We start from the raw sequence: 13,576 nt of genomic DNA, 5'->3' as shown, positions 1-13,576 counted from the left end.
AACTTCTAAATGCTGCGGCCGCCGGGCGTCGATGATGGTGTCGGATAGTCCGAACGGACTATGCCTGGGCAGGTTCTGCGGGTAGGGCTTTCATCATTCGGCGTCAGCATGCGGACTCCATCAAGAAAGTCTGTCATGCAAACCAAACACATCCTCTCCGCCCTGGCCGCAGCTTGCGCGCTGGCCGCCGCGCCGGCCTTTGCCTGGAATACGCTGGACGGCAATGCGCCTATCGTGATCGGCCACCGCGGTGCGTCCGGCTATCTGCCCGAGCACACCATCGAGGGCTATACCAAAGCGATCGAGCTGGGGGCCAACTACATTGAGCCCGACCTGGTGATGACCAAGGACGGCGTGCTGGTGGCGCGCCACGAGCCCGTCATTGGCGACTCGACCAATGTGCGTATGTTGAGTCAGTTCAACGACCGCATGACGACCAAGACCATCGACGGCGTCACCTACAAGAACCAGTATTTCGTCGAGGACTTCACCCTGGCCGAGCTGAAGACGCTGGGCGCCATGCAGACCCGCGCGGGCCGCCCGACCACCTTCGACGGCCAGTTCAAGGTGCCGACGCTGGACGAAGTGATCGCGCTGGCCAAGGCCAAGAGCATCGAGACCGGCCGCACCATCGGCATCTATCCGGAGCTCAAGCATTCGACCTATATGCAAGGCGTCTCGGTCGCTCAGGGCCGCAACAAGTCCTACTTTGAAGACAAGCTGGTGTCGACCTTGCACTCGGCCTACGGCAATACCGGCAATGCGCCGGTCTTTATCCAGAGCTTCGAGGTCTCGAACCTGCAATACCTGAACACCAAGACCGACATCAAGCTGGTGCAGTTGGTGGACGCCGATGACGTCAATGCCGATGGATCCTTGTCGCTGGTGGCTCCCTACGACAAGCCGTTTGACATCGCCAAAAAGGGCGGCAAGCTGACCTTTGCCGACATGGTGACCGATATCGGCCTGTCCTTCGTCGCGACCTATGCGGACGGCATCGGCCCGTGGAAGCCTTATCTGCTGAAGACGGTGGATGACGGCATTGATCGCAATGGCGACGGCGCCGTCACAGGCAAAGACCGCCGTGTTGATGGCTCCACCGGCGTGATCGAGTCGGCCCATGCCAATGGCCTGTTCGTGCACACCTGGACCTTCCGAAATGACGCATCGATGCTGGGTTTCAGCGACCCGCAAAAGGAAATGGAAGCCTATCTGAAGCTGGGCGTTGACGGTGTCTTCACCGACTTCGCCGACACCGGTGTGGCTGCGGTCGCGGCCCTGACCCCGGTGCCCGAGCCGGAAAGCTATGCCTTGCTGCTGGCTGGTCTGGGGGCTTTGGGCCTGCTTGTGCGCCGCCGCCGGGCGGCTTGATTTAGGTCCAAATCAGGTCCTCGGTCCAGCCCAGGGCGGCGAACTCCGCCGCCCGCTTGTCCGCCTCGCCGGCGCAGAAGAACTCGTCCAGCGGCGGCGGAGCCACCGAGCTGCCCGCCAGCATCGCGTGCACCTGTCCGCGGTGGTGGATCTGGTGCTGGAACAAATGCGCCAGCAGACGGGTACGGGTTTCCAGTTGCGGGCGGCCGGGGCGCGCAATCGTGACGATGCGTTCAAGCTGATCGTCGCGCTGAGCCGCGCACAGCGCTATCAAGCGGAGGTCGACGCTGAGCTGCTCCCGCTGCAAATCGGCGCAGCTTTGAAACGGCTCGTCGGCCGCAAAGAAGCTGTAGCAGTCGGGGTGCGGGGTCAGGTCTTGCTGCGCCCGCTCCAGCGCGTCCAGATAGAACCAGTCGACGCATAGCGTGTGGTTCAAAGTCGCCTTGATGCTGGGGAAGAAGCTGCAGCGCCGGGCTTCAAACTCGGCCTGACTGAGCTGTGCGCAGGCGCTCAGCAGCCGCTGGTTGGCCCAACCATTGTTATAGGCCATGCTGAGCAGATGCCGCGCCAAGGGGTCAGGTCGTGCCGAGTTCATTGAATTCGCTGGTTTGAGGGGGTTGGAAATCCATCCTAGTCGAAGCTAGGGGTTTCGCAATGGTCGCCCAGCGCGGAAGATCAGCGGCTGTCGCCACCGGGGCGGCTTCAGGAGACCCACATCATGGCCAGCAAGACTGCAACTGCCCAGCCGCCCAAGGCTTCGGCGACCAAGCCCAAAGCCTTGTCGCTTCACATCGGCCTGAATGCCGTCAGCCCTGCGGCTTATGGCGGTTGGGATGGCCCGCTCGCGGCCTGCGAATTTGACGCCAACGACATGGCAACATTGGCCAAGACAAAGGGCATCAAGCCGACCGTGTTGCTGACCAAAAAAGGCACGCGGGCGGCGGTCTTGTCCGGCATGCGCGCCGCCGCCAAGGCCTTGAAGGCGGGCGACTTCTTCTTGCTGACCTACTCCGGTCATGGCGGCCAGGTCGGTGACATCAATGGCGACGAGCCCGATCACAAGGACGAAACCTGGTGTCTGTTTGACGGGCAGTTGATCGACGACGAGCTCTACCTGGAGCTCAGCCGATTTGCGGCGGGCGTGCGGGTGCTGGTCTTGTCGGACAGTTGCCACAGTGGCAGCGTCACAAGGGAATTCCCTCCGCCTCCGCCACCGCCTGGCCAGCGTATCAAGCTGATGCCGGTCGAGGTGGCGCGCCGGGTCTACGCCGAGCACAAGGATTTTTATGATCAATTGCAGATCGATGTGCTGAGAGAGACCGCCAAGGCAACAACTGACCCCGATGCGGCGCTGGCCCTGGTCGGCGCGGCCGCCCATGCGACGGCGCTGGTCGGCGAGTTCAAGCCGGCGGTGTTGTTGATCTCCGGCTGCCAGGACAACCAGACCTCGATGGACGGCGACCATAACGGCGCGTTCACCGGCCAGTTGCTCAAGACCTGGAATGGCGGGCTGTTCGCTGGCAACTACAACAGCTTTCATGCGCGCATTCGCGCCGGTCTGCCGCCAACCCAGTCGCCCAATCTGTTTGTGCTGGGTAACAGCGCCGCAGTGGCGGCCTTTGTGGCGCAAAAGCCGTTCACGGTTTAACAGGCTGGAACTAGCGGGAGATCAAGATGGCCGAGCACAGCATTCCAATCAAACTCAATGGGCGCCCGGACGAGCGGCCACGCCTGCCGCCGCTGCTGACGCCCGCCGCTCGCTCGGCCGATCGGCGCGACGACGCCTTCTTGCCCGATGGCTATTTGCAGCCGCTGAGTGCGTTTGACCTGAGCCCCGCCGCGCGCGGTGTGGGCAGTGCCGACACCGCGGCCATGGCGCAGACCCATGCGGCCGCCGCCAACGAGGTCTTGGTATTGGAGTTGAGCGATGGCAGCACGCTGATCACCAGCGCCGGGCGCCTGCGCGAGACCTTGCTGCAAACCCATCCCGAGATGATCGCCGAAGATGGCACCATCCTGCTGGAGGCGCTGCGCTCGCAAGGCGCCGCGCCCGGCCGAGGTTTGGGTGAGGCGGTCGGTGGCCTGATCAGCAAGGTCTATTCCTTTGCCGTCGGGGCGGTGCCCGATGCCATCATTGACGCCGCACTCGGCCAATTGAAGAACAAGGCCGAACTGGGCGTGACTTGGGCCGGCACCAAGGCCTTGATGTGGGCGATCGAGAAGCAGTTGTCACAGGCACCCGGCCTGTACCGCTGGGTTGCGGCGACAGGCAAGCCGCAAGACCTTGAGGATTGCGGCTTTGAGGCCCGGCCGCCGGTGGGTGAAATGCTGGTGTTTGTGCATGGCACCGGCTCCAGCACCTTGGGCAGTTTTGGTGAGCTGCGCAGCGGTGACCGCGACTTGTGGGGCGCGCTGCAAGCAAGGTTCACCGGTGGCATTTACGGCTTCGAGCATCGCACGCTGTCACAGAGCCCGATCGAAAATGCGATTGATCTGGTGCGCGCGCTGCCGCTCGGCGCAAGGATTTGCCTGGTTTCGCATTCGCGCGGCGGCTTGGTGGCCGACCTCTTGTGTCTGGGCGATTTCGATGCCTTGATTGACGGGTATGCCTTCGGCTTCGAGGGCACCGGCGACGCCGATGCAGCCGAGGCCGAGCGCGTCATCAAGGAGTTGGGGGCCGCTCACGCCGAGCAACGCCAGCAGTTGCGCGCCTTGGCCGGCCTGCTGCGCGAACGCAAGATTGTCGTGCAGCGCTATGTGCGCGCGGCCTCGCCCGCCAATGGCACCAAGCTCGCCAGCGGCAACTTCGATGTCTTTTTGTCGGGCCTGCTGAGCTTGATCGGCACCGTGCCTTTCTTCTTTGGCAGCCCGCTTTATTCGGCCTTCAAGCGGGTGGTGATCGAGATCGCCAAGAACCGCACGAATGCGCATCTGGTGCCCGGCATCGAGGCCATGCTGCCCGATTCACCAATGGCCAGGCTGCTGCACGATGCGCCGGTGCGCCCGGGGACTTTGATGTCCATCATTGCCGGCGACATCGAGGGCGGCAATATGCTGCGCCGCCTGGGTGTGATGCTGACCGACTTCTTGTTGTTCGACAACGATGACAACGATCTGGTCGTCAACACCACCTCGATGTTGGCCGGCATTGCGCCCAAGTCCGCCGCCCGGGTCTTGTTTGACCGGGGCGCCGATGTCTCGCATTTCCGTTATTTCGTCAATATCGACACCCGCGCCGCGCTGCGCGATTGGCTCTTGGTGGCCGAACCCCAGAAATTGACCAGCTTTCGCGCATTGCCCGACCCGGCCGATTACGCGGCCGCTTTGGCCGCTGCCGGCGCCAGCCGTGCGCTTGGTGCCGCCGACCGGCCCATCGTTGTCGTGCTGCCCGGCATCATGGGTTCGCATTTGCAGGCCGGCGCCAATGACCGGGTCTGGTTTGATCCGGCCGACATCGCCACCGGCGGCCTGTCCAAGATCGAATGGTCGCGCCCTAGCGTCGAGGCCGAAGAGCTGTTCGCGATGTTCTACGGGCGCGTTTGCAAACATCTGGCCGAGAGTCACCGGGTTGAACCCTTCCCCTATGACTGGCGCCAACCGCTGGATGTGCTGGCCGAACGTCTGGGCGAATTCCTTGACCGCCTGATGCGCCAGACCCAGCAGCCGATTCGCCTGCTGGCCCACAGCATGGGCGGTCTGGTGGTGCGGGCCTGCATCTACAAGCGCCGCGCCGTCATCGACCAGTTGATGGCCCGCGCCGGTGCGCGCCTGATCATGCTGGGCACGCCCAATCAGGGCGCGCATTCGATGGTGGAGAACCTGATCGGCAAGGGCGACACCTTGCGCAAGCTGGTGCGTCTGGACGTGCGGCACGATATGCAGGAGGTGCTGGACATCATTGCCGGTTTCCGTGGCGCCTTGCAGTTACTGCCCAAGCCCGGTTTCGTCGATACCTTCCAGGGGCTGCCGGATGGCGGTGGGAATTTTGCCTATCAGCAGGCCCAGACCTGGACCGAGCTGAAGAGCAAGGTGCGGGATTTCTGGTTCGGTGACCGGCATGCCGGCACGCCGAGCCAGGCCGTGCTGGATGCGGCCAGTTGGTTGTGGACGCAGGATGGCGCCGCGCAACCGGCACTCCCCGGCGCCTACGAGGCCAAGAGCGTCTATATCTTCGGCCAGGCGCCCAACACGCCCTGCGGCTTGCGTGAAGAAGGGACGGGTGCCAATGTGCGCCTGAAGATGGTCGGCACCACGCGCGGCGATGGCACGGTGAGCTGGGCCTCGGGGCGTATTGGCGGCATCGGGCGCTTCTATTACTTGCCCGCAGCGCATGGCGACTTGCTCTCGACCAGCGCTTACTTCACGGCTTTGACCGAACTCTTGAACTCTGGCTCGACCGCAGCCTTGAGCACCCAAGCGCCGACGACGCGGGCGATAGAGCATGCTCAGCCGGTCAGTTATGACGCCGGCCCGCCGACCGTCGATGACCCGGATGCGCTGCTGCGAGCGGTGATGGGCAGCTCCTCCCGCAACCGGGTGCCGGCGCGCACACAGCGGCGGCTGGAGGTGGCGGTCAAGGCGATGGACCTGCGCTTTGTGTCCGACCCCGTGTTGGTCGGGCATTACGAGCACGACCCGATCTCGGGCGCCGAGGCCTTGATCGACCGCGAGTTGCTGAACAAGGAGCTGAGCGAACGCTACAGCCTGGGCTTGTATGCCGGCGCGCGCGGCTCGGCCACCGTGGTGTTGCGAGTGCGCGGCGATTTTGAGCGTCAACTCGGGGTGCTGAGCGGTGCGGTGGTTACCGGCCTGGGTTCCTACGACCGGGCGCTGAGTCCGGCCGATCTGACCGAGGCGGTGCGCACCGGCGCGCTGCGCTATTTGCTGCAAGTCATCGATGTGCTGGGCAAGAGCGACCGCGAGGTGCCGCTGGCCAGCCTGTTGCTCGGCTATAACTCCTCGGCCAATCTGACCGTGGCGGCCTCGGTCGAGGCCTTGGTGCGCGGGGTGATGGAGGCCAATGCGCGCTTCTATGCGGCTACGCGCCTGAATATCCGGATCGGCCGACTCGACATCATCGAGCTCTATCTCGACACCGCCATCGGTGCCACCTATGCTTTGCGGAATCTGAGTGCGCAGCTGGCCGCACAGGCCGAGAAGCAGGGCACCGCGCTGCTTTGCCAGGACGAGTTGCAGCAATGCGAGGGCTTCAGGCAGCGGCTCTTCGATGATGGCAATTCCAGCTATTGGCCGCGTCTTATCATCACCGACGCCGAGCGCAGCGAAGCTCAAAACCTGGCCGCACATACCGGCCAGGCCGCGCCATTGGCGGACAAGCTGCGTTTCGTTTTTGTCGGCCAGCGGGCGCGCGCCGAGTCGGTCGCCTTGCAACGCCAGCCCGGCTTGATCGAGCAGATGGTGGCGCAGCAGATTGCCAATCCGATCTGGAACGAAGACTTCGGCCGCATGTTGTTCCAGCTGATGGTGCCGCATGACTTCAAGGACGCCGCGCGTCAACTTGACCGCGTGGTCTTGGTGGTGGATGGCTATACCGCCAATCTGCCCTGGGAGCTGATGCTGGCCGATGACCCGGACCGGCCTTCCGATGAAAAGCAACCACTCGCGCTGCGTACGGCGGTGGTGCGGCAGTTGGCGGCGCAAACCTTCCGCGCCAGCGTGCATCAAAGCGCGACGCGCAGCGCGCTGGTGATCGCCAACCCCTCGGTGGCCGGCTTCTCCAAGGGCTTCCCCTTTCTGAACGGCCAGCCGACCCAGGCGCCGCCCGATTTGCCCGGTGCGCGGGCCGAAGGCGAGGCCTGCCAGGAGCTGTTGACCGGTATGGGTTATGAGGTCGAGGCGGTGATTGGCCGAGGCGACGAGTATGGCAACAAGGCCAGCGATGTGCTGTCCAAGCTCTATGCCAAGCCTTGGCGCATCCTGCATATCTCCGCCCATGGCGTGTTCGATCTGCCGCATGCCGATGGCCGCAAGCGCAGCGGCGTGCTCTTGTCCGACGGCCTGCTGATCACGGCGGCCGAGATCATGGCGATGGAGGTCGTGCCCGAATTGGTGTTTTTGAATTGCTGCCATCTGGGTCAGGTCGACAGCGAGCAGAGTGGCCCGGCGAGCAATAAGTTGGCCGCCAGCGTGGCCCGCGAAATGATCGCCATCGGTGTGCGCTGTGTGGTCGTGGCCGGCTGGGCGGTCAATGACGAATCGGCCCAACTCTTCGGTCAAGTCTTCTATGAGCAGCTTTTGCTGCGCCGCCAGCCTTTTGGCGATGCGGTCTTCAGCGCCCGCAAAGAAGTCTGGAAGTCCCACCCCGAGGACATCACCTGGGGCGCCTTCCAGGCCTATGGGGACCCGATCTGGTTGGCCGAGCCGGCCGCCGAAGGTGTGGCCGGCGCCGGCCCGGCGAGTCCCTATGTGTCACCGGATGAGATGCTGGATGAGTTGGCTCGTCTGCGCGCCGATCTGGCGCGCCGAGGCGATTTTCTTGGCGCGCGCGAGTTGCAGGCGCAGCTCGAACATGTGGCCGATTCGCTGGCGCGGCGCTGCCCGGCCGGTTGGCAGCAGAACCCGCAACTGCAATACGCTTTGGGCCAGACCTGGTTTGACTTGGGCCAATGGGAGCGCGCCCGGGCCGCCTTCTTGAGTGCGGCGCAGGCGGTTGACCGCAGTGGCGGCGTGCCGATATCGGATCTGGAGAAGCTGGTCGACGTTGAGTCGCGGTTGGGCGAGGCCCGCGCGCTTGAGGCCTTGGGGCGAGCCTTGGGCGGTGACCCGCAAGCGCTGCAGCAGGCCCAAGCCGGGGAGGCCTTGATCGAGCTGGCGCTGCGCCGCTTGGACGGGCTGGACGCCTTGGTCGCGGACGGCGACGGCGCGAACCCGACGCCCAGCTCGACCATGCACAGCGAGCGCACCGCCTTGCGTGGCGCGGCCTGGCAGCGCAAGGCCCATCTGCAGGCCCGGCGCCTGCTCAGTGGTCTCTTGGATACGGCCGCCGCCGACGCTGCGGCGCTGGAGATGGCGCGCTGTTTGCAGCAAGGTGTCGAGGCCTACCGGGCCGGCGAAGGCCAGCCTGGATCCGAGCATTTCAGCCCCTGTCATGCGCTGTATCGGCTCGCCTTGGATGCCTTGACCGACTGGCACGGCCCGGCGGAGAGGGACGCCGCGATCGAGTTGGCGCAGCAATGCCGGCGCACGGCGGTGCGTAACTTTGCCATGCAGCCCAGCCCTTGGGATCTGCTGATACAGCCGGAGGCCTTGCTGGTCGAACGCATGATCGATGGCAAGTTGGGGCGGCCGGACGAGGAGGGCCGGCATTGGTTTGATGAGCTTTCTGCCAGCTACACGGAGGCGCTGCGCTGCGTGACGGTGCGGCCCATGCAATTGGAGGCCATGGTCGACCGGCTTGAGCGCCTGTCCCGTTTCGTTGATGCGCTGGCGCTGGCTCAGCATGATGATGCGGCGCTGAGTCGCAGCGCCGGGCAGCTGATTGCCCTGGCGCAGGGCATTCTGCCCAGCCATGCGGCGCGCACCGACCGGCCGGCCAAAAAGGAGCACAAAGCCGCAAAGGCGGCCAAGAGCCGCCGGCCTTGAAGGCCGGAAAGCTCGCTACACTTTGCCGCTCGAAAGAAAAGATGTCGCAGCGGCTATCAATGACGCGACTTGTCCGCAGCTCACAGCGCCCGCCTGTGGTGAGAGGCAACTGACTCGATTGTTGAGACTTGCATGGATCTCGCCTTTGCGCCCTATCTATTGGATTGGGCAGCGTTGCTGCTGCGTTGGCTGCATCTGATCGTCGGCATCGCCTGGATTGGTGCTTCCTTTTACTTTGTCTGGCTGGACAACCACCTCGTCCCGCCCGAGGCCGCAGATTTGCGCGCCCGTGGTGTGTCCGGCGAGTTGTGGGCCGTTCATGGCGGCGGTTTTTACAACCCGCAGAAATACATGGTGGCGCCGCCCAATCTGCCCCAGCACCTGCATTGGTTCTACTGGGAAAGCTACTGGACCTGGATCAGCGGCTTTGCCCTCTTTGTCGCGCTCTACTTGTTCAACGCGAACAGTTATTTGATCGACCCGCGTGTGCATGTCTGGAGCGCGCCGGCCGTCATCGCGGCGGCGCTGGGCTTTCTGGCATCGGGCTGGTTGGTCTATGACCAGATTTGCCGACGTTTAGGTCACAGGTCCGATGGCAGCATCGGCAACGACGGCCGAGTTTTGGGCCTGATCGCCCTCTTCATCGTGCTGGCGACCTGGGCCGCTTGCCAGTTGTTCGCCGGCCGCGCCGCCTTCCTGATCATCGGCGCGATGCTGGCCACGATGATGAGCGCCAATGTGCTGGTCTGGATCATCCCCGGCCAGAAGCAGGTGATCGCCGATATGCGTGCCGGCCGCGCGGTCGACCCGGTTTATGGCCAGCGCGGCAAGCAGCGCAGCGTGCACAACACCTATTTCACCTTGCCGGTCCTGATCGCGATGCTCAGCAACCATTACGGCATGCTGTTCAGCCACGCGCAGAACTGGCTGGTGCTGAGCTTGCTGATGGCGGTGGGCGTGCTGGTGCGCAGTTATTTCGTCAAGCGCCACAAGGGTGGCAATGCCTGGGGCTTGGTAGCGGCGGCGCTGGCGTTGCTGGCCGGCTTGATCGTGTGGATGGCGCCAGCGCCCAAGCCGGTGACGAGTCAAGCGCGTGCACCTGGTTTTGCCGAGGTGCAGGCGGTCATCGCGCAACGTTGCGTGATGTGTCATAACGCCGATCTTGCGCAGAAGGGGGTGCAGTTGCACACGCCCGCCTTGATCGCTCAGAACGCCCCGCTGATCTACCAGCAGGCGGTGCTGCAAAAGCTGATGCCGCTGAACAATGCGACCGCCATCACCGAGGCGGAGCGGTCCTTGCTGGGGCGCTGGTTCGAGGCCGGGGCCAAGCCGTGAACGGTGGCCCGAGGGCCCTGCGGCGAGCCCTTTGCCATACCCTGCGTGATCTGGTCGGGCCGCGAAATCAAGGTGACGCGGCGGGAAACCAGGCCGGACCTTCACCCATGTGAGCGACTTCCGGGCCATGACTCTGCGCTGAGTCGGCGTTTTGTCGACGGGCCATCCGCGTTTGCGCTTGCTCAAGCAGCCGCTCGCAGAAGCCGGCTCGTGGCCATGCGGTTTGACTTTTCGCAAAGACAAGAAGAGGGGCATGCATGACATTGCCTCACATTGACTGTCATTGGGATCAAGCCACCGTGGAAACCGCAACCTTAATCGAGCCCAATCGCCTGGTACAGACCTGGCAGCCTGCCAACAACCCCTCCGCGCTGGACTGCGTGCTGGGGCCGCCCCGGCTCAGTGACGCCGAGTTGCATGCACTCGCGCCGATCTCCCAAACCCGCCAATTGCCGATGGGCGCGGCGGTGTTCACGCGCTGTCAGGCGGCGACGCATTTGGTGGCCGTGCTGAGCGGCGTGGTGGGCCTGGGTTCCGCTGGAGATGATCAGCAGTTTCATCTCGAGCGCAGCGTGCATGGCCCCGCTTGGTTGGACTTGAGCAGCGCTTGGCTGGGGTCAGGTCATGCGCAAGATGCGCGCGTGCTGCAACCCGCCTCGGTGCTGGAGTTGCCTTTGGATGGCATGCGCCCGCTGCTCGCCCGGTTTCCGGATATGCGCGAGCGCCTGATGCTGGGCTTGGCGCAGACCGTGCAAAGCCTCACCGGCGCTACCCATGATTTGATGTCCAAAGACGCACAAAAACGCTTGGCCACCTGGCTGCTGCAGCGCAGCCCGGTGCAGGGCGAGGATGTGGCGCTGAAAGAGCGCAAGCGGGAGTTGGCCGCCCAGTTGGCGATCACGCCCGAGACCCTGTCGCGGCTGCTGCGTCAGTTGATGAGCGCCGGCCTGATCGAGGTAAAGGGCTACTCGATCAAGTTGCTCAACCTGGCTGCCTTGCAGAACTTGGCCCATGGTTAATCCTTGACGCCGGCATTCCTTGTCTTTTAGATGTGAATTTCAATGCTTTTCGGGTCTTAGATCTCGGCAAAAATGCTTGGCCGCCGCTTAGACTGTGGCCGTAGAGGCCCCGCATTGGTGGCCTGCGTTCGAGGAGACCAATGTGACCGCTGCAGCCGAAAAGTTTTTCAAGAACAACAATGCTCTGCCGACCATGCCCGAGGTCGCGAGCCGACTGATTCGCAGTTTTGACGATGAGAACATCAGTCTGAATGCGATCGCCGATTTGATAGGCAAGGACTCCACCTTGTCGGCCAAGGTCTTGCGCCTGGCCAATTCGGCGCGCTACAGCCCCTCGCACCAAATCTCCAGCCTGAACGACGCCGCCGGCGCGCTCGGCATGGATACCTTGCGCAACCTGTCCTTGGCGGCCTGTATTTCGGGGGCCTTCCCGGTCATCAAAGGGCTGGACCGGGCCTTGTTCTGGCGCCACAGCGTCACGACGGCGGCCTATGCCCGCATCCTCAGCCAAATGTTGCGCCTGGACGCCGACACCAGCTATCTGGCCGGTCTGATGCTGCGCACCGGTCAGCTGATGATGGCGATGGAAGAGCCCGAAATGGTCGCCGATGTGGAGGCCCATGCGGCCGAACCGGGCAGCCGCTTCTCGCTGGAAGAGCATCGCTTCGGCTGCACCCATGCCGATGTGACCGCCTCTTTGGCCTCGCATTGGCATTTCCCGGCGGCGATGGTCGAGGCCTTCAAGGACGCCAACACGCCGATGGAAATTCGGCCCTTTTCGCTGATGGCGGCGGTGCTGCATCTGGCCGAGGTCTTGGCCGACGCGGCCGAGCATCACGACAACCCGGCGCAAGCCTTGCTGGTGGCCGTGCCCGAGTTGGTCGAACATTTGCACCTGGATCTGGCCTATCTTGAGGCCAAGATCACCGCCGCCGGCGATGTGGCCAGTGACGTGGAACAGTTGCTGCACTGAGCCCTGGCCCGGCCTTCAAGGGCCGGTGTAGCGCGCCGTTGCCCACAGGCGTTGGCCACTGCGGCTTTGCTCAAGCATATGAGCGAGCACGCCGATGCTGCGCCCGGCCATTTGCAGCGTTAGTGCGGCGTCGGGCGGCGCCCCCAGCGTACGCCGCAAGCTCACCAGCGCGAAATCGATCGAGGGCTTCCAGCCGGTCAGCCGCTCCACCGCCGGGGCCAGGTTTTGCGCTAATCCAGCTGTGTCGGCCCCGGGCCTATTGCTGCATTCGGCCAGCAGCATGCGCGCCCGCGGGTCGCCGGCCGGATAGGACAAATGGTTGAAACCGGGCAGGCCTTCGCCGCGGTCGAGGCGGCGCACCAGCGCAGCGTCCAAGTCGGGCGCGGCCGCCAGCTCATCCCATAGCGCCTCGACCTGCGCACTATTGCCGCCGTTGAAGGTGGCCGTCAGATTGCACATCGCCGCCAGCAGCGCCGCGCCCAGGCTGGCGTTCACCGAGGTCAGGCAGCGGGCGCTGAAACTGACCATATTCATTTCGTGATCGGCCACCAAGACCAAGGCGCGCCGCAAGGGTTCATCGGCGCTGACCGGTAATTGCCAGGCCTGGCGAAATTGCTGGTGCATGGGCAGGGCCGAGGGCGGGCGGGCCAGAAAACAGGCGATCAGCGCGCGCAGATGGGCGGCGCAGGCTTGCGCGAGCGCCGGGCCGTCGGGTAGCCAAGCCGGGCCGTGCAAGTCCAGCAGCGCGGTGGCAAACAGGGCCAGGGTGCGGCTGCTCGGGCCGGTCGGCAGCGTATTGCACAGGGTTTGCCAAGCCGCGCTCAGGCTGGGCGCCGGGCCGGCGAAGGGGTCTGTCGCGGCGTCAAACTGCCACAGCAAGCGGGCGATATCTTCGGCGCTGGCCTGCTCGGCCAACTGCAGGGCCGACTGGCCACGGTAAATCGGCTGACCATCCCGAATCCCAGACAGCGCGGTGTCCAGCACCGGCAGACCGTCGCTGAGCGCGGCCATGGTCTGCTGCTCACGTTGACGCCCGCCCTCTTTGCGCCGCAACAGCAATTCGACCTCGAAGCTGGAGTAGCGCCTTATGCGCGGGTCGCTTGAGTCGGCCGTGGCGCTGAGCAGGCCGCGGCTGACATAGGCATAGAGCGTTGCCTTGCTGATGCCCAGACGCGCGGCTGCCGCGCTGGAGTCCAGCAAGGTGTAGTTGCCGGTCGCCGGCAAATTCCCCGGCGCTTGGGCGGTCGATTTGGCTTTGCTCATAGGTTGATTGACT

At 64.3% G+C, this 13,576-nt stretch carries 8 protein-coding genes; 6 read left to right on the top strand and 2 right to left on the bottom strand.

Going from position 1 to position 13,576, the window contains the following annotated elements:
* The first annotated feature begins 135 nt into the window (after positions 1-135).
* Positions 136-1,371 (top strand): glycerophosphodiester phosphodiesterase, encoded by a 1,236-nt coding sequence (locus tag LNV07_RS11315; protein WP_263571260.1) that lies wholly within the window; start codon positions 136-138, stop codon positions 1,369-1,371.
* A 1-nt stretch (position 1,372) separates the two neighbouring features.
* On the opposite strand, the gene LNV07_RS11310 is transcribed toward LNV07_RS11315, so the two are convergent.
* Positions 1,373-1,966, bottom strand: a complete 594-nt coding sequence (locus LNV07_RS11310; protein WP_263571259.1) for a DinB family protein — start codon at positions 1,964-1,966, stop codon at positions 1,373-1,375.
* A 123-nt stretch (positions 1,967-2,089) separates the two neighbouring features.
* Between LNV07_RS11310 and LNV07_RS11305 the strand changes: the two genes are divergently transcribed.
* The 5 genes from LNV07_RS11305 (at position 2,090) to LNV07_RS11285 (ending at position 12,300) form a co-directional block, all read left to right on the top strand.
* Positions 2,090-3,019, top strand: coding sequence for a caspase family protein (locus tag LNV07_RS11305; RefSeq protein ID WP_263571258.1), 930 nt, complete (start codon positions 2,090-2,092; stop codon positions 3,017-3,019).
* Between the two features lie 26 nt (positions 3,020-3,045).
* Complete coding sequence (locus tag LNV07_RS11300; RefSeq protein ID WP_263571257.1) at positions 3,046-8,973, top strand: CHAT domain-containing protein; 5,928 nt, start codon at positions 3,046-3,048, stop codon at positions 8,971-8,973.
* A gap of 132 nt (positions 8,974-9,105) precedes the next feature.
* Positions 9,106-10,308, top strand: a complete 1,203-nt coding sequence (locus LNV07_RS11295; protein ID WP_263571256.1) for a urate hydroxylase PuuD — start codon at positions 9,106-9,108, stop codon at positions 10,306-10,308.
* Between the two features lie 299 nt (positions 10,309-10,607).
* Positions 10,608-11,327 carry a Crp/Fnr family transcriptional regulator gene (locus LNV07_RS11290; RefSeq protein ID WP_263571255.1) on the top strand — a complete coding sequence of 240 codons (720 nt, stop codon included), beginning with the start codon at positions 10,608-10,610 and terminating at the stop codon, positions 11,325-11,327.
* A gap of 142 nt (positions 11,328-11,469) precedes the next feature.
* Positions 11,470-12,300 (top strand): HDOD domain-containing protein, encoded by an 831-nt coding sequence (locus tag LNV07_RS11285; protein ID WP_263571254.1) that lies wholly within the window; start codon positions 11,470-11,472, stop codon positions 12,298-12,300.
* A 15-nt stretch (positions 12,301-12,315) separates the two neighbouring features.
* Here LNV07_RS11285 and LNV07_RS11280 read toward each other — a convergent pair whose 3' ends face one another.
* Complete coding sequence (locus tag LNV07_RS11280; protein WP_263571253.1) at positions 12,316-13,563, bottom strand: citrate synthase; 1,248 nt, start codon at positions 13,561-13,563, stop codon at positions 12,316-12,318.
* Between the last annotated feature and the right edge of the window lie 13 nt (positions 13,564-13,576).

Source organism: Roseateles oligotrophus, assembly GCF_025717515.1.
Lineage (GTDB): Bacteria > Pseudomonadota > Gammaproteobacteria > Burkholderiales > Burkholderiaceae_C > Paucibacter_A > Paucibacter_A oligotrophus.
The sequence above is the reverse complement of the archived record's forward strand: the minus strand, read 5'-3'. Positions and strand labels throughout refer to the sequence as shown.

What these genes read in the sequence shown, in the direction of transcription:
- LNV07_RS11310 (WP_263571259.1), bottom strand. Translation starts at nt 1,966, where the DNA reads ATGAACTCGGCACGACCTGACCCCTTGGCGCGGCATCTGCTCAGCATG.
- LNV07_RS11305 (WP_263571258.1), top strand. Translation starts at nt 2,090, where the DNA reads ATGGCCAGCAAGACTGCAACTGCCCAGCCGCCCAAGGCTTCGGCGACC.
- LNV07_RS11295 (WP_263571256.1), top strand. Translation starts at nt 9,106, where the DNA reads ATGGATCTCGCCTTTGCGCCCTATCTATTGGATTGGGCAGCGTTGCTG.
- LNV07_RS11315 (WP_263571260.1), top strand. Translation starts at nt 136, where the DNA reads ATGCAAACCAAACACATCCTCTCCGCCCTGGCCGCAGCTTGCGCGCTG.
- LNV07_RS11300 (WP_263571257.1), top strand. Translation starts at nt 3,046, where the DNA reads ATGGCCGAGCACAGCATTCCAATCAAACTCAATGGGCGCCCGGACGAG.
- LNV07_RS11280 (WP_263571253.1), bottom strand. Translation starts at nt 13,563, where the DNA reads ATGAGCAAAGCCAAATCGACCGCCCAAGCGCCGGGGAATTTGCCGGCG.